Origin of the sequence: Algoriphagus winogradskyi, from assembly GCF_900182815.1 — a bacterium.
GTDB lineage: Bacteria > Bacteroidota > Bacteroidia > Cytophagales > Cyclobacteriaceae > Algoriphagus > Algoriphagus winogradskyi.
On record NZ_FXUA01000006.1, the window covers coordinates 166324 to 183096 of the forward strand.

Consider the following 16773-nt stretch of genomic DNA (forward strand, 5'->3'; position numbering starts at 1 on the left):
TGTAGTTTTTTGCAAATTTCTCTTAGCTAAATCTAAGCCAATTTAGACGCCTCAATGCTTATGCGTAAAACGGGAATTTAAAAGCCAACTGAAGATAGGTTTCCATTGGAAATCAGGCCCCTGAAAAGTAATTCTTAGAAGCTCTTGTAAGCAAATAGGGCTGCAGCGAGATCTTCGTTTGCTAATCCAGCAGATTTGAAAAGGGTGATTTCTTCTCTTGAGCTTCTACCTGGGTGAATTCCTTTTACTAATTCGACAATATCCGCTTTCACATCAACTTCCGTGATGGTTCCCTCCGCAATAGGTATAGCAAGTTCACCTGTTTCATAAAGCGCCCCAGCTCGGAAATCCACAAAGATGCTGCTCTTTCGAATGGCATCATTATGGATAATCATAAAATCTATTAACTAATCGGTTTTTTTAGTGGTATGCTGAAGAAAAAGTTAGAGCCGTTGTTTTTAGAACTTTTTACACCAATTTGCCCCTGATGTAACCTGATAATCTGTCTGGAAATCGCCAAGCCTAATCCGGTACTTTCCTCACCTTCAGTTGGTCTGGAGCTTGTTTTTTGGAAATAGTTAAAAAGGTTTTGCTGCTCTGGCTCTGAAATCCCAATTCCATTATCTATAACTTCCGTGAGTAATTCGTGTGTTTTGGTTACAGAGACCTTTACTAAAACTGCCGTATTTCTATTAGAGTACTTAACTGCGTTAGATAAAAAATTGCCAATTACTTCACTCAAATAATGTTCGTCAAAATCTGAAAATAGCTGATCTTTCTCCACCTCAAGTGAGATATCAATGTCCTTGTTTTTTGCCAAAATTTGATTGATATGAACCTGATTCGTGATAAACGAAATATAGTCCTGCGTCTTGTAAGTTAGTGAGAGTTGACCAGCTTCAATTTTTGAAACATCCAGTAAGTTTCTAACCACTGTGATGCTATTGCTACTCGTTGTTTTGATAATATTCAGGATCTCTGTTACTTCAGAATTGAACTCTTCCTTATAATCATCAATTAAAATTTCAGAAAAGGCATGAATGATGCCTAGCGGACCTTTTATGTCGTGCGCAGCTATTCCAATAAACTTATTTTTTTCATTATTGATGGCTTTCAAATGGCCATTTAACGACTTAAGTTTCTGTTCATTTGCCTTCAGGTAATATAACAGTAAGCCTACCGAAATAAAGAATGCAAGTCGTACTACGGCGTTCCAAACTGGAAAGAAAAGTAAGGTGTATTCTCTGGTAAGGTATTCGGAAACAAACCATTCAATTGATGCCAAGGTAGAGCAAAAGATAATTGCTGACACATTTGCTTTAGGAGAAATGGATAATGCAGCTATTGGAAGAAGGTAAAAAAATGAAAAGCCAAATTCATCTCCTGTTATATAATCTATATAACCAATGAATAGAATTTTTAGGATTGCTACTGGTAGACTGATGTATTTATTTTTGATTTTATCTATTAAACTCATTTCATTTTTTTAAAAGTCTACCCTAAAAAGTAGATTTAAGCTTACCGTAATAACTAAGGGCGTTTTCTGTACCATGTTTTGGGAGATCAATTAGTTGAGTCAGTTCAACTTCCTAATTCTCTCTGATTTAGCGCGGACGAATATCTTCAGATAACTTCCAATTGCAATACCTTTTATTATGTTTTTTACTGGAAAATTCCTTTGTTCTCATCAAGGAGCCTCAGGATTAAAAAATCGGATTAAGCTTAATAATTGGCAAAAATCTAAGTAAGTAAATATGTATAGCCGCTTTTGTGCCAGTATGGGGTCTAAAGCAAAAAGGATATCTAAAACTTAAGAATGGAGGCCGCTTTGGTCATGAGGCATCGGTCTTCCTGCCAGATAAGCAAAGAATCGAAAGTGACTGGAATCTTTGAGAACAATTATATAAGTAAATCATTGCACTTTCATGAGGCCATCGAACAGCCTTCTCTTTCTAAGAACAAGCTGAACACACCCAGACAGACAGATAAATTTCAAATCAAGTTTGCAGTTTTGGAGTCAGTTTTTGAAATAGTATTGTAGCTTAAAGAAAAAAGTTGAAAAATACCTACCCTTTCGACCCATTCATCAAACATCACCTGATTATCGCTCTAGGTCTGGCAATCTGGATATTTATTTTCTTGTTTTTCACAGAGCCCCTTGACGTAGGACAGCTTCCTGAAGTCGATAAACTGAAGTTTCTGCCGATTTATGGGTTGTTCGGGGCGGTAGGGTATTTACTTTGTCTTCCTATTCAATCATGGCTAGCCAGAAAAGAAGGGAGGTGGCATCTTCGCTCAGAGCTAATTTTTATGGTCACGTTGATTTTGATCGGGTTTGTTACTACATGGTTGGTTTATTTTTATATCGTGATGGATGCAAATCCTTACGCCTACACCATTGACTATTTTGCGAAAGCTATCTATCTGCCGGCAGCATTGACAGTATTTCCCATTCTGGCAATCGGTCGCTGGTCTTTTGGGAAATACAAAGAGAAACAACTGGAAAAGGATAAAATAGAGATTCGTGGAGTGGGCAATTTTGAAGGACTGCGACTGCAAAGGGAGGATTTGATTTACATACAATCTTCCGATAATTACATAGAGGTTTTTTTCAAAGAGGGTGAAAATTTAAAAACACAATTGATCCGGAATAAACTTTCTACCATAGAGGAACAACTCCCAGAACTGATCCGAACGCATCGCTCTTTTTTGATCAATCCAGCTCATTTTAATCAGTGGAAAACTGGCAATAGGAAATTGTTTATCCGGCTAAGTGAAGGGATAGAAGTGCCTGTCTCCAAGACTTACTTGGAGTCCTTGAAAGCTGCGGTAAATTTCACCACAGAATAGCGCACTTTCGCCACAATCCCTGTTTATTGTCTTCAGAGGTAGATTTGAGTTTGTATGTTTGAATCAGTCAAACACATAATTCAATCTCTATGAAAAAGGTATTCATCTTAATGCTGCTGCTTAATTTCAACTTAAAGTTGGCAGCACAACCCAATTGCGATTGCGCATCCGAACTGGATTTTGTATATGAGCAAGTCCAGACAACCGCTTCATTCAAGGACCAGATCAGAGGCGATAAGAAGGCGAAATTCGAGGAGAATTACTTAAGCTTAAGAGCTCAGATGAATGAGGAGCTGAGTAAATTGGATTGCTTTTGGGCACTGAATCAACTGATGTACATGGTGCAGGACAAGCATGTTGCGCTCACTGAGAATCCCTTGGGGCTATCGGAGAAAAGTCTTCAGGATTCTAGTTTCTTAGCAGAATATAGAGACAGTCATGCGTTTAAAAATTTCCCTAAGACCGACAGAAATGTGGCCAATTTGGCAAAAAGTCTGGAAGGGAAAAGACTGGATGAGGTAGAAGGAATTTATAAAATTGGCAGCAAGCTAAAGATGGGAGTGTATCGCGTTACTCCAGACAGTTTGGTGGGGGTGATTCTATCATCGCAAGTTGAAATCTGGGAGCCGGGGCAAATCTTCGCTTACCTCAAGCACTCCAACATCGAGTCACATTACGACATCATCCACTATGGAACGAGCCAGAAAAACCTCAAATTCTCAAAAGCTCAATTCTTTGACCATGGGATGCTATTCCCTTCTGTGTTGAAGGAAGACCTTGAAAGCAACTATGCATGGATAGATAAGCCGGAGGAGGAAGCATATCAACTTTCCCACTTGACGGATGATGTTCAGTACGTTTGGCTTAATAGTTTTAACCGAGTAACCAAGCCAGCAGAACGGGATGCGCTTATCGCCGAGATCCCGAGAGGCCTTACCGCAAAGAATCTGATCATTGATCTCAGAAACAATGGGGGTGGAGCGGACAAAATTTCGCTTCCAATACTTAAGGAACTGAAAAAGAAGAAGGTTAACATCTATGTGCTCACCAATTTTTTTACTGGATCCAATGCTGAAATGACTACCGTACGTCTGAAGGATGATTTTGATGCCATTCAACTCGGACAGAGGACTTATGGTGCCATTAGCTACGGGTCAAATTATGGTAAAAGCTATAATTCGCCTTCTGGTCTTTTTAATTTTTATCCTACCGATATGCGTCAGCGAGAATTTATCGCCTATGAAGAGGTGGGAGTGCAGCCGGACGTTAAGCTGAATCAGGAATCGGATTGGGTGAGGCAGACGGTAGCATACATCCAATCTACAAATGACTAAGCGCTAATTGATTATCATAAGTGAAAAAGGGTTGAAGTGTTTGACGACGAGTTAATCCTAGAAAAGGCTGTCCTTCGGGACGGTCTTTTTGCTCTTTCGTTGATTCCAGTTAAAAAACAGAACATGCGAAAACGTAAGGACTTTACACCTACTATTTGAACGTGGACCAGGACTAGTTGTAGTTTATAACTACAGCTTTATTTCTTTCCGAATTTGTAAATCGTTTGATTCGAATTATTTTCTTTAGATGGGTGTAGTTGCAAACTCACCCAGTGCTATCACTATCTGACTACACCCAGAAGGGGCGATGAAGGTTGTAAAGTGTTCTTTACTTCAATATTCGACCTTCATTATTCATCATTCGATAGTTTCTACTCCCATTTCGTACCTCGTATTTCAAATTACCCTGCCTCTCGTATTTCGACAATCGCATTTCCAAAATCCCACTTCCAAACTTCCCCCTCACCCAATATACTCTCTCAATTCTCCTTCTATCCCCACAGGAAAGCCTTTTTTCTCTTCTACGCCCACGTAGACCAAACAGCTGGAAGGAGTGCTTTCAAAGATGCCTTTGAACTTTGCGAGCCATAATTCTAAGTGGGCTTTCAGTTCTTTGAGCCTAGGGATATCAGAAAGGAGCGCTCGGTTTTGCTTGAGTAGATCCAAAGCAGATTGATTGTATTCCGCTAAAACATTGGAGGTGTAAGCCCGAATCGTACGATGAAGAATGAGTTCATCTGCTGTCATCTGATCAAAATACTCATGAAAAAATTCCTCGTATTGAAGGCGCTTGGTATTTGGTATTCGGTTTTTGAGCTTTTGGGCAAGTTTGTTTCGGAGTTTTACCTGAGCTTGGAAAGTAGTCCAGGCAGTATCCAGAATTTCCAATAAACTTTCAGCGACTTCTTTAGATGAAAGACCTGTATGCTTCTGAGAGGGTGCTTCTGATCCTGGAAACTCAGCCTTACTCCAATCAAATGGGTTTTCTTTGGCTACAGCATCCAAGATCAATCGCTTGGAAGTTTCCTGATCCTTGCCCACCACATCCACATAGACAATAGATCGCAGCATTTTTGGTACTTCGCCAGGTTTCACCTTGATAGGAATAATGGCCCGGTTTACGCCAGTTGGGTCGGAGTGAAATGCCGCGCCCCACTCGGGCATAGTGAAAATAGATGCAAAATAGGCAGCAGAATATACGGCTATCGTTTTATTGGCTTCTGTAGCTTTGAGCATTTCAAACACGAAATTGGAACCCGGCCGAAAGTCCTTTGCCTGCAAAACAGTGGTGTAGCCAGCCTCTTCGAGGATTTTGCTGATCCAAATAGCCCACTGAACATCATTTGCAGTATAGCTTATGAAAAAATCTTTCATGGTCTGTTAGTTAAAAGTCTGATATTCTGTTAATCGCCTTTGCGAGCATTTGAATAAATATAGGAATTTAAGGTTTGAGTTTTTTAGGGTTGTGCGATTCAAAGTTTAGCGTAGTAAAAATGGAGTTGCTATATAAAGGCAAGATTAAGTAGCAATTACCGTCAAATAAAAACCTACTTTTGCGGCCGCAAAGAAAAAACACGAATGAAACGCATCAACGAATACAAGAAGCTCTTTGGAGTAGAAAAAGAAATCGATTTGGCAACTCTTAAGAAGACTTACCGCAACTTGGTGAAGGAGTGGCATCCTGACAAATTCCAAGATGGCGATGCGATGAAAGTGGAGGCGGAGCTTCAAAGTAGAAGGATTATAGATGGGTATCATTTTTTAGTGAGTATTGCTCCAGAGACCCATACAGCTAACCTAGATGCATACACAGAGACGATCAATGTTGCGGGAATTGCTGATTATCATCACAAGGGTATGGTATTGGAAATCACGTTTGTGGATGGGAATACCTACGAATACTTTGGTGTGACTCCACAGGTTTTTCAAAAAATGATCAATAGCGACAAAATCAACCGCTTTGCCAAGCGTGCTATCTACCCAAATTATACCTATAGAAAGTCTAAGAAAAGCTCGGAGCAGGAGTAGGAGTTGTGAGCAGTTGGTAGTAAGGTTGCAAAGTGGGGAGAAGGAGGTAGGAAAATAGTAGGTGGAAAATTTTGAAGTTGGATGTTATTGATTCAGTCATAAAGTGCCTTTAGATGGGTATAGATTGAGAAGGCGCATCTGTCTCCTTTGTATGGTATAATCGGTAGAAAGTTTAGGAAGTGGGGCCAGCTTTTTTTACTTCAAATAATCAATCAAGAAGCCAATCATTACTACTGTTATTGAAAAAGTTAAGAAGCCAAGGAGGTAGGCGGAAAATGCTTTTAAATAGTTGAAGATCTTCTTTTTATCGAAGAATTGTCCTATGGCCCAAGCAATGTATACTATTCCTATTAACATGCCTTTGTCGATTATTCTTAGACCGCTTAGACCATCAATTATTCCAAAAAAGGCAAAGAAGAGCATTCCCATTCCCATTGTAAAACAGAGCAGAATGAGGATTTCAAAATAGTTGTAACCGTATTTTCTAAAGAAAATCTTGATCCATAGCGCGATAAATAAGGCCATGACAATATTGGCGTAACCGTAGTTATTTGACACCCACTCAAAGATCTGTGAATTGGTAGAATCGTCCGCCTGTGAATAGTTCACATAGCCATCTTCAAAATTTAATAACTGTTGGAACAGGGTGTAGATCAATGAACAGACTATTATAAAGACAATAGGTTTTACGATTCGGTTTCTATCCTCCAGGATAAATTCCTGAACTGTTTTACCCGGTCGCAAGAGCAGTTCTTTAACTGTATATAAAATACCTTTATCAAAATTGAGAACACTTCCGATCTCATTGAACACGTATTTTCTATCAATCCTTTTTAGCTCTACAGGTGCGCCACAGTAAAAACAATAACTACCACTTAGCTTGGTTTCGCACTTTTTGCAATACCCTAGACTATTTTGATCCTGCATGCAGTTTTGTCTTAAACTATATAAATGATTGATACTTCCAGTTCCCTAAAATATATAAATAGTGGTTCAAATAAAATCTCTTTGGGGGGTATAAGGTTGGGAAGTAGCGAGTTGTTGGATGTTAAGCGGGGAGAAAGTTCCATGTCCTTAAGCTGAATTTCCTGCTTTAATTTCTCGGTCTTTAGCTTTAGAAATTGAGTTTGAGTATTCTTAAGTTCCTTGCCCTTTTCCTGAATCACCTGAGTGGAGGCAAATTTGATCAATTTTTCCTTCTTGTTGTACCTTTCAATAAATCAGATAGGTGGTCAATATCAACAGCAGCAAATAGACAAAGAAGCTGCTTTCAATCGGAAGCAGCTTATTTGAATTTTAATTGCCAGGTAAACGAATCGGTATAGTGGGTACTGGCAAAGTTCATGGGATAGTTCAAGATATTTGAAAAAATGGAATCCTTTTAACAGAAAGGTCGTTTTAACATTGCGATGATTTGCTTGCTTGCTAAGCGGTAGCAGATAGGAAAATCATTATTTTTGCAGCACCTAATCACCACTACATGTTCTTGGAAATAATTATCGCCATGCTTTGGAGCATTTCTCCATTTGGAGAGGCGAAACTAGGTATTCCTTACGCGTTACTAAATGATATAAATATCTATTTAGCTTTTGCACTTTGCTTTGTTGCAAATGTGTTGGTATTCCCTGTTATGTCATTTTTTTTGGACGTAGTTAATCGTTATTTCTTGCGATGGTATCATTACAAGAAGGCGGCAATTTTTGTAGGGCGTAGAGCAAAAGCGGGTGCTGGTAAAAATGTCCAAAAATATGGGTTTTGGGGTCTTATGTTTTTTGTTTTGCTTCCAATTCCGGGCACTGGAGTCTATGCCGGTACTATCGCAGGTTATCTTTTCGGGATGGATAAGAAAAAGGCTTTTTTGGCAAATACCATAGGTATTTTTATCTCCTGTGTTATTGTGTGGGTGACTACTGTTATAGCTATCGGAGGGTTTAAATAATTTCAATTGGTAAGCATAGGAAACCGTATTTGTTGCCGGCAATTTTAGTGGATTACATTTGGTGAAGGGTTTTTTGAACTACCCTCAGTGGGCGTAAATTTATACTACAGATCCTGCCCTTGGCACTCTGAGCTCGTTGACTCATTTTCTTTCACCCAGAATTGCATTCTCGGCTTCTACTTGGTTCGCCTTTGGCAAGATGAGAAATCCCAATTAAAAAAGGCTGAACCCCTTAGGATTCAGCCTTTTTGCTATTAAGATTACTTCGAAATCTATTCTTTAGTCGTTTCAATCACTCCCCGAAAATACCCTATGGATTCGGCAATCCCCATAAATGGATTGTTCTGATTCCTCTCATGCTCCAGACTGCATACGCCTGTGTAACCAACTTTTCTGATCATTCTTACCATTGCAGGAAAGTCGATGACCCCACGTCCTACTTCGAGTGAATATCCATCTTTGGTAGGGGCTGTTACATCTTTAATGTGCATATCGAATACGCGGGTGTGGTATTTTTCCATATCGGCTACTGGGTCCTTTCCATTTCTTGTGTCGTGGCCAATGTCCAGACACATGCCAATTCTAGGATCTAGATCTTTGGTGTGGTTCCAAACATCGTCGGCATCCTGATAGATTTTAATATCCGGCCCGTGCAAATGAATGGCGAATTTGAAATCATACTCCTTCACCTTTTTATCAACGTAAGGAAGCAGCTCCACATTGGGAACGCCCACGATCAGTTTTACCCCAACTCTTTTTGCATAGTCAAAGGCCTTATCGATTTCGGCCTCAGATTTCATGTAGATCGGACCAACAGCATATCCTGTGATATCATTGGCTTTCAGTTTTTCATGAAAAGCAGCAATTTCATCATCTGTGCTTGTCATTGGCAAATGAAAATCCTTGATGCAGAGATAATGAACATCCAAGGCTTTCAATGTTTCGAGTGTCTTGTCCAGATCAAACTTCACAAAGGTGTAGCCTGCAATCCCAACTTTGAATGTTTCGCCTGTTTCAGGCGGTAGCTGTGGTCCAGGCCTACTGTCCTGTGCTTTGCAAACTATCAGGGAGAAGGCGAGTAAAAGGGTTAATAGAGTTGATTTCATGTAAATTATTTTAGGAATTATTATCAGCCAATTTAGTAAATGCATAGCAAAGAGCGGTCTTGAGTTTTGCCAATACTACGGAATCGTTTGTTTTGGTTAGGGGGAGTGCGAATGGGTGGAAGGTGAAAAAGGTTGGGAATAACTACAATCTACACTCAGTCCTTTTGGATGAATAGATATGGCCCGTCCCACTGGGACTTTGCCAGATGATAGTGCTATCAATTTTTCCAGAGGTTGAAACCGTCCCGATGGGACTGATAAATGATATTTTGTGGAATTAATGCCTTTTGGCATGACAGATCTTTTAGCCGGCCATTTCCATGGCTGGTAAAAAAAATCAAATAGTTGGCAAAATGTCATAGGCATGGCCGATATCAAGTCTGCACCATTCAAAAATATCAGTGAGAGAGAAGGAACCAGAAGATTACCTGTATTCCAGTGTTAGGAATCCCGCCACGGCCAGGAACTCTGGATTGAAAGGTTTGATTGAGGTGGACTATGGTTCTGTTCAGAACAAAAAAAATGTACTTAGTTTAAAACAATAACGGTTTGAGTTAATACCCAAACCGTTATAATATTTTATGGTTGACTGTTCGACCTTTTTAGGAAGCATACACTTTGGTCAAAAATTCCTTCGCTGTGATAGGTTTCCTTCCCAGGATTTTTTCTAAATCCGAATTTTCAACTGTGAATTCTCCTTGTTTGATAGCTGCCGAAAATCCTGCAAACATCCCTATATATTCTGAGGGAACATTTGCTTTAGTTAAGGTTTCCACATAGACCTCTTGGCTCGGACTGTGGTATGGGATCTCTTTTCCAACGACTTCACTTATGATTCCAGCCATTTCCGGAATAGATACATTTTCGCTGTTGCTAAAATTGTAGGTTTTGTTTTCGTGCCCTTCGGTCATTAAAATATTAGCGGTAGCTTCTGCCATATCCACTCTTAGTGCAAAGGCAGCTTTGGTGTCTCCTGCTGGTAAAAATATACCTGATTCCACTACTTTATCACCAAAAAACATGGGTAGCATATCCATATACAAACTGTTTCTCAAAATTGTATAGTCTAATCCGCTACTTTTTAAACAATTTTCGGTAGCAATATGAGTGGCAGAAACAAAAGTGATAGGAGATGTTTCAGTTTCGTTTTTACGCTCAAAACTCGTGTATATGATGTGGTTGACACCAGCCTCTTTCGCAGCGTTCACGGCGTTTTGATGTTGCTTGTCACGGTTTACCATGTCAGAACCTGAAATCAGAAGTAATTTGTCAATACCTTCAAAAGCCTCAACTAATTGTGTGTAATTGTCATAATCACCGACTCTGACCGCAATTCCTTTTTCTTTTAAACCGGAAGCCTTTTCTTCATTCCTTACTAATGCAACGATGTTTGAGGAAGAGAAACCTTTTTGAAGTAAGAAATCGATGGTTGATTTACCGTAATTTCCTGTTGCGCCTGTTATTAAAACCATAATGAATTTGTTTTGATTAAACTGTCTTATTTGGAAGTGATAGCGGCTTTCTTCGTTCTGCCCCAAGCTACAAAAACAGCAAGTGCAAGGAAGAATATGTTCATGCCGATAAGTGATGCTTCGCCTCTGGATATATGAAAAATGCTGGCAGCTATCATTAATACAATGACTCCGTAGGCTGCAAAAACGGTTAGTTTTGGCTGTATTCTTAAAGCCGCCGGTAAAACGATACCTATGCCGCCAAGTAAATCAATGATACCCGTGAATTTTAATAACCCAGGATTATCAAGTGCCCAAGGCAACATTTCGGCGGTTTGTTCAATTGGTTGAAATAATTTGGTGAAACCTGCCCAAATTAAGGTTAGAGAAATTAACCCTTGAGCTACCCATAAAGCAATGGTTAGCCCTTTTGATTTTGCTGTTGTTGTCATTTTTATCTTTTAATTGTTTTTACACAACAAAGGTGGGTACAATAAAAAAGATAAAAATTAAGGTATCTTAAGAAATCACTTTTGGGCTAATTTTCGCCTGACATCGCTTAAATATTCGGGCGTCATTCCTAGATAGGAAGCGATTAGTTTAAGTGGAAGTCTTTGAATCAGTGTGGGGTAGGTTTCTATGAAATCCATATACCGCTCTTCGGCGGTGGCACTTAATAAGTTAATTAAGCGCTTATTGGTTGTAATTAAATTATTGACTAGTTTTTTATTTTGTTCAAGCAAATCACCATGATCCAACTGACTTATATCGTTGTAAGTTGAGGAAGTAAGAAATGCCACCTCACTGTCTTCAATCGCATCTATGAATATATTGGATGGCTTTTGGTTCATGAAACTGTCCATATCGGTCATTATCCAGTCCTCAGAGGCAAAGTGTAGAATGTGTTCTTTTCCTGATTTATCGATTACATAGCTTTTTAAACAACCTTTAATTACCTTATAAACGGATCTGCAAGAATCTCCTTTGGACAGGAGAATTGTTCCTTTAGGTATTTTTTTAGTCTGTAAATTGTCAAATAGCTTCATTTATAATGATATGATTTAAAATGTTGGCTTATGCTTGAAAGCCAATTTTCTTATCACCAAATCCGATTGGCCTATTGCGATTATCCCCATATAGACCAATGACTTTTTGGTTGTTTCGAAAGCCAAATTAAGAATTTCGACCATGATTATCTTCGGGCTTTGGGTAGTTCCAGAATTATTTTTGTTTTTAATCCCAGGAATTCCGGGTCCCAATTACTAGGATTTTATTTATCGTCCAATTTCTGGATTGAAGATTTGTGTTGCAATGACACATGAAAAAGCTGAAAGACCAGAGTCGTGATCCTGATAAGGTTTCTTTTCCAGGTAGGAATATTTATTGATGTTATTACTGCATAATGATTTGGGCGGAGGTACAAACTATACTCAGACCAGTGCTAAAAAGTGGATTGTTAATCAATTTTCAATGTTTTGAAATTTCAGCAAAATATGTTTTTTTGAGTTAACAGTTAAAGTGTCCGAGCCGGAGTTTTTTTGAAGTTCATCTCCTATAATAAAGTTCCCTTGGAGTTCATCTCCCATAGCTGGAGCCGAAATTATTTGGTTCGTCAAAACGATTAAATAGTCTCCGTGATTATATAAACTGAAAAGGACTCTTCCTTTGATTTCCGTATCGCGTTGGAGTTGAGTTCCGGTTATAAACAGGACCATGATAAGAATGAAGATCCCTACAAAAGTAATCATGATGACTCTACTTCCGCGCCTTTTAATCTTCTCCTTCCTTTCTTCAGTTTCTTGATTTAGATACATTCTACTCGAAAAGATTAGATAGTGATATTAATTAAGGAGAGCTTGCAATTTCTCCCAAATATAAAGATCAATTGCAAATTGATAAGGATAGGAAGGCGTAGTTACAAACTACCTTTAGATAAAGATCGGACTACACCCAGACGTGCGATTATTGGTAGTGCTGTTAAACCAATTAAAAATTGGTAAAGATATTTGGGTAGGACAAGGCGTTAAAAAATCATTGTGTGAATGATTTTAGCCTTGGGCCGGTTTGCAGGGCGGGCAAACTACACCCAGTGCCATGGGGGATTTTGCTCAATTCTATTAAGATGACTTCTCTGAATTAATAATCATATGTTTAGCTTTATAATCCCTTTTCTCCGAGCTTTTCGACTTTCCTCAGCCATTTTACTCTGAACTCTTCTTTGGAAAGTCGTATGGGGCCGATGGCTGTTGTGTGTACCTTTTTTACCCCGATGTAATTCAGTGTCACCTTTTTGATTGCATTATGACTTGGGCTGCTATAGACCAATTTGTAATACCAATCGGGCTGATCTAAGGTGCAAATTATTCTTGCAGTTTTGCCTGTAAAATGCTTATCCCACCATAAGGAATTTTCTCGTTTGCTAAATGCAAATCCGGGAAGTAATACTCTGTCCAAAAAACCTTTCATCATTGCAGGTACAGAGCCCCACCAAACCGGATAAATCCAAACGAAGTGCTCAGCCCATTTTAATTTCTCTTGGGCATCCAATAAATCCGGTTCCAGTTCAGTTCGTTTTCTATAGCCAAATTGTAGGTTTGGGTTGAATTCCAAATCTCTGATATTAATTTCCTTGATTTCAGCATTCAACTTTTCCGTACCTATTTTATAGGCTTTGGATAATCCATAATTGAAGCTTTCCGCATCCGGATGACCATTTATGATTAGAATCTTTTTCATGTGTTTATAAAGTTATTGTTTAAAGCCATGTGGAATCTAGCAGGGTGAATAATCATCATCCCATGATGAATCGCTTTCTTCATACCTGTCTGCCTCAGGCAGGTTCGATTTCATGGCAATCAGAATATAGGTTTCAGCTTTTCTTCATAAAAAGTCCCTGTCAAATTCTCTGTTTTGAAAAAATGATAGAGCATGAAACAAGCAGGTACTGTTAAAAAAACGGTACAAACAGCGAAGGTGAAAATACTGCAAAAAAGCGCTAAGGCTCTAGTAGCGATTTTCCCAATATAAAAGACTAGATCTTCTTGATCTCCCAAAAAATAATGATATACAGAAATTGCATAGGCATAAAAGCGAAGTGATGTTTCATAGATCAGCCAACCTGGGTAAAACCACTTTCGGATAGGCTCCCACCATTTTCCCCACATTGATGTAGGTAGTTTGTTGTTTTCTTCCATTTTTTGATTCTTTTTCCAAAGGTCATTTTAATGGCAGAGCTTTCATTTGATATAGATCAAGTCCTATTTTTTGGGCTTCTTATTCTGCTCAAGGTCTCAAGTGTGATCCCCAGATAGGAAGCAATATGGGTAAGTGGAATTCTGTTGGTGATATCAGGATGGAGACTTAGCAAATGCTTATAGCGTTCTTCTGCCTTGTTGAATTGGATGGTATAAAGCCTTTCGCATAGACCTAGCATGGTCTCGGTCACGACCTTGCTGACAAAGCGCTCAAAGTCATGATACTTGTGGGAAAGGCGCTCAAAGGTGTCTTTTGAAAATTCGAGAACTATCGAGTCTTCTAAAAATTCAACATAATGAGGGCTGGGTTTTGAGCTAAAAAAACTTACTATGGAGGCCATAAATTGGTTTTCAAAAGCAAACCAATCAGAAATATCTTTTCCGTCTTTTAAATAGTATGCACGTGCACAGCCTTCTACAATCAAATAAGCTTTTTCAGAATACTGCCCTTCCCGGACGACTATCTCACCTTTTTTAAATGTGCTGATTTTTGAATTGACAATAAGATCATGCTGGCATGCTAAGGAAAGTGGCGAATAAAAATCGCCAATTCGAGTGATTGTTTTTTCAAATTCCATAGTTGGGTTTGTGACTGGATAAAATTTGAGCTTCAGCCACTTCCTAAAGTTAATAAAATACAAAAAATTAGTTATTAACTAGGCCTATCATAATGATTCTTCTTCGTTGAGTGAGCGTAAGATATTGGAGTAATTATTAAAAAAAGATTATTATTCAAATTACACAATTCCCAGATAAACAGAATCCGATAAATCTTTCTTTTTCGTCCACGGGTTCTCTTGGCTGAAGGCAATCCAGGCATGCCATTTTGTATGGTCTAACACACTTGAAACCGGTAGAACATGACTTCCTTTATCTCTGGTATTCCCGAGGAACTCCCATTCTGAACCGCTTTGAATTCCTTCAGATGAAAGCAGGAAGACAAACACATTATCATAAGGGGTTGCAGCTGCCTGCCAGGAATTATCTGTCCAAGTGAATTTTATTCCTTCAGGAACCCGTTCTACTTTAGGATCTTGAGGTCCTAGAAGGCTTCCCCGACTGACTTTCACTAAACTGATATCCAGCATTTTTGATGCAGTAGTGCCTTCGAATTTGAAGGAGTTTTTCATGGTATAAGAAACTGCCGCATGATACGGTCTGCTAGCTCCATTTTCGAAGTTCTGATAGCCAAAACGTAATACATGTGCGATATTCTTCAGGAACTTTTGCGTCTGGGTAGTGACCGATTGGGAGTTGCGCTTTCTTTCAGATGTTTTCGCTTTGGTAGTTTTACTTTGTTTACCGGGTTTCCTGCGGCTATATGTTTTCCCACCCACTTTGTAGAAAACCAATTCTCCCACGCTTCCAGATAGCCCCTCTAGTATGGAGTTAGTGATCCTTGCCATATGCTTACTGTTTGATTTACAGATGAATATAGGTTTTTGTGTGAAATAGCACTAGAAAAATCTTTTAAAAAATTATGTTTTAGCATAGAATAAACAGTGTAAGAGCAATATATTATTGTTCTTATACTGTTTATAGATTGGTTTACTATTGGTCATGATATGGTTTAATTATTTGAAATGTATCCCTTATTAGGGTTGGATTTGTAAAATGTGGATAGGCTTGATACCGGGAAGATGACAGGCAAGGGTGGAGGGTCAATAGTGCTAGTTTACCCTGCAGGAAGCTGATCGTTACCATTTTGACTCCGCACATAGATCAGATGGCTGGACTCGAGAATAATTGTAAAAATTCTTAAATCTAAATGTGAATTCCAAAGTTGGGTTTTATCAACTTTTAAATTAGCTGAGACACATTTACCCCAGGTTCTAAAGGTATCCAGAAGCTCTTGGATCGGGGTGTCAAAAAAAATGGCTTGCAAATTTAGGCAGGGATCTTTGCAGTCTTGTGGGTCATGAGAATTTAGGAGATAAGGGAAGATAGTTTCAAGGTTCCTGCCTTTGTTAAGCACTTTTTTTGGGACCATGTTTTCTTTGGATATCTTTTCAACCTTCCAGCATATTTTTGATTCATTTCGGATAAGATAAGCTGCCTCCAAAAGGCGTGAAAATTGGATAATGAAATAGATACTTTGTTCTTTTACGTTCCACGACAGGGGTGGGATATCATAGGCAACTTTTAAAGCCATATCTTCTATTGCGATTTTAGCCTTAGGTAATGGATACTCCGTCTCAAAGAACTGAGAGAATACCTGAATTGGGTTTTGTTCTTCTTCCTTAGATAGGTGCTGTGGAATAAACAACTGCACTGTAGTATAAGTGTTGACCTCAGAAGCAATGATAGTTCTGCTTCCATTGCCGATGTTGTAATTGGTGACATAGTTCATAGAGATTGACTTTTGGATTAGACATGCATCCAAATTCATAGGATTCACCGGGGTGAACTATTCCATGAAGGAATATCCCATTCTGGAAAAGGAATAGTTTATTCAGGTGGGTTGTCTCTCATGATTCATGGTATTAGGAGTATTTCGTATGGGTAGAAAATTAAAACTCAGAAAGGGGAGACTACGATAGTGTAATTGTGAAATCAGTTCCTTTCCGATTCCGTTCTAGCATCAATGCCGTAGGCATGACCGATCCTGTAGCCAGCCATTTCAATGGCTGGTAAAATGATAAACCCATGATTTATGAAATGCCATAGGCATGGCCGATATTAAAAAATACACCACAAACCATAAATCATTCGTCCTACAACCTTGTCAGCTAAACACTTTGGGTAGATCTCATGAAATGAGCTCAGAGCTGGATAGCAGGACAGCTGCGCAGTTCGACCACCTTCGGGGTC

At 39.0% G+C, this 16773-nt stretch carries 18 protein-coding genes; 4 read left to right on the plus strand and 14 right to left on the minus strand.

Features of this window, described 5'->3' with window-relative positions; translation table 11 throughout:
- Nucleotides 1-134: 134 nt before the first annotated feature.
- Both QOL76_RS15585 and QOL76_RS15590 read right to left on the minus strand, forming a co-directional pair.
- Nucleotides 135-395 carry a hypothetical protein gene (locus tag QOL76_RS15585; RefSeq protein WP_283413899.1) on the minus strand — a complete coding sequence of 87 codons (261 nt, stop codon included), beginning with the start codon at nucleotides 393-395 and terminating at the stop codon, nucleotides 135-137.
- A gap of 8 nt (nucleotides 396-403) precedes the next feature.
- Complete coding sequence (locus QOL76_RS15590) at nucleotides 404-1477, minus strand: sensor histidine kinase (protein ID WP_283413900.1); 1074 nt, start codon at nucleotides 1475-1477, stop codon at nucleotides 404-406.
- Nucleotides 1478-2055: 578 nt separating this feature from the next.
- Between QOL76_RS15590 and QOL76_RS15595 the strand changes: the two genes are divergently transcribed.
- Nucleotides 2056-2850: a LytTR family DNA-binding domain-containing protein gene (locus tag QOL76_RS15595; protein ID WP_283413901.1), complete on the plus strand. Its 795-nt coding sequence runs from the start codon at nucleotides 2056-2058 to the stop codon at nucleotides 2848-2850.
- An 89-nt stretch (nucleotides 2851-2939) separates the two neighbouring features.
- Nucleotides 2940-4184: a S41 family peptidase gene (locus QOL76_RS15600; RefSeq protein ID WP_283413902.1), complete on the plus strand. Its 1245-nt coding sequence runs from the start codon at nucleotides 2940-2942 to the stop codon at nucleotides 4182-4184.
- Nucleotides 4185-4646: 462 nt separating this feature from the next.
- Here the strand turns inward: QOL76_RS15600 and QOL76_RS15605 are convergent, their stop codons facing one another.
- Nucleotides 4647-5558, minus strand: coding sequence for a toll/interleukin-1 receptor domain-containing protein (locus tag QOL76_RS15605; RefSeq protein ID WP_283413903.1), 912 nt, complete (start codon nucleotides 5556-5558; stop codon nucleotides 4647-4649).
- A gap of 204 nt (nucleotides 5559-5762) precedes the next feature.
- On the opposite strand from QOL76_RS15605, the gene QOL76_RS15610 reads away from it, so the two are divergent.
- Entirely contained in the window at nucleotides 5763-6212 is a 450-nt protein-coding gene (locus tag QOL76_RS15610; RefSeq protein WP_283413904.1) for a KTSC domain-containing protein, read from the plus strand.
- Nucleotides 6213-6407: 195 nt separating this feature from the next.
- On the opposite strand, the gene QOL76_RS15615 is transcribed toward QOL76_RS15610, so the two are convergent.
- The gene (locus tag QOL76_RS15615; RefSeq protein WP_283413905.1) at nucleotides 6408-7139 is read right to left on the minus strand and encodes a DUF3667 domain-containing protein; all 732 of its coding nucleotides are present in this window, start codon (nucleotides 7137-7139) and stop codon (nucleotides 6408-6410) included.
- Between the two features lie 553 nt (nucleotides 7140-7692).
- Between QOL76_RS15615 and QOL76_RS15620 the strand changes: the two genes are divergently transcribed.
- Nucleotides 7693-8151 carry a COG2426 family protein gene (locus QOL76_RS15620; RefSeq protein ID WP_283413906.1) on the plus strand — a complete coding sequence of 153 codons (459 nt, stop codon included), beginning with the start codon at nucleotides 7693-7695 and terminating at the stop codon, nucleotides 8149-8151.
- A 272-nt stretch (nucleotides 8152-8423) separates the two neighbouring features.
- On the opposite strand, the gene QOL76_RS15625 is transcribed toward QOL76_RS15620, so the two are convergent.
- The 10 genes from QOL76_RS15625 to QOL76_RS15670 form a co-directional block, all read right to left on the minus strand.
- The gene (locus tag QOL76_RS15625) at nucleotides 8424-9257 is read right to left on the minus strand and encodes a sugar phosphate isomerase/epimerase family protein (RefSeq protein ID WP_283413907.1); all 834 of its coding nucleotides are present in this window, start codon (nucleotides 9255-9257) and stop codon (nucleotides 8424-8426) included.
- Nucleotides 9258-9859: 602 nt separating this feature from the next.
- Complete coding sequence (locus QOL76_RS15630; RefSeq protein WP_283413908.1) at nucleotides 9860-10729, minus strand: SDR family oxidoreductase; 870 nt, start codon at nucleotides 10727-10729, stop codon at nucleotides 9860-9862.
- A gap of 26 nt (nucleotides 10730-10755) precedes the next feature.
- Nucleotides 10756-11160 (minus strand): DoxX family protein, encoded by a 405-nt coding sequence (locus QOL76_RS15635; RefSeq protein ID WP_283413909.1) that lies wholly within the window; start codon nucleotides 11158-11160, stop codon nucleotides 10756-10758.
- Between the two features lie 75 nt (nucleotides 11161-11235).
- Nucleotides 11236-11754 (minus strand): Crp/Fnr family transcriptional regulator, encoded by a 519-nt coding sequence (locus tag QOL76_RS15640; RefSeq protein ID WP_283413910.1) that lies wholly within the window; start codon nucleotides 11752-11754, stop codon nucleotides 11236-11238.
- A gap of 414 nt (nucleotides 11755-12168) precedes the next feature.
- Nucleotides 12169-12522: a hypothetical protein gene (locus QOL76_RS15645; protein ID WP_283413911.1), complete on the minus strand. Its 354-nt coding sequence runs from the start codon at nucleotides 12520-12522 to the stop codon at nucleotides 12169-12171.
- Between the two features lie 343 nt (nucleotides 12523-12865).
- Nucleotides 12866-13444 carry an NAD(P)H-dependent oxidoreductase gene (locus QOL76_RS15650; RefSeq protein WP_283413912.1) on the minus strand — a complete coding sequence of 193 codons (579 nt, stop codon included), beginning with the start codon at nucleotides 13442-13444 and terminating at the stop codon, nucleotides 12866-12868.
- 119 nt (nucleotides 13445-13563) lie between these two features.
- On the minus strand, nucleotides 13564-13902 hold the full coding sequence (locus QOL76_RS15655) for a hypothetical protein (RefSeq protein WP_283413913.1): 339 nt from the start codon (nucleotides 13900-13902) through the stop codon (nucleotides 13564-13566).
- Nucleotides 13903-13958: 56 nt separating this feature from the next.
- Entirely contained in the window at nucleotides 13959-14540 is a 582-nt protein-coding gene (locus tag QOL76_RS15660; RefSeq protein ID WP_283413914.1) for a Crp/Fnr family transcriptional regulator, read from the minus strand.
- A 159-nt stretch (nucleotides 14541-14699) separates the two neighbouring features.
- Entirely contained in the window at nucleotides 14700-15368 is a 669-nt protein-coding gene (locus tag QOL76_RS15665; RefSeq protein ID WP_283413915.1) for a DUF6266 family protein, read from the minus strand.
- Between the two features lie 269 nt (nucleotides 15369-15637).
- Nucleotides 15638-16312 carry a hypothetical protein gene (locus QOL76_RS15670; protein ID WP_283413916.1) on the minus strand — a complete coding sequence of 225 codons (675 nt, stop codon included), beginning with the start codon at nucleotides 16310-16312 and terminating at the stop codon, nucleotides 15638-15640.
- Nucleotides 16313-16773 lie beyond the last annotated feature (461 nt).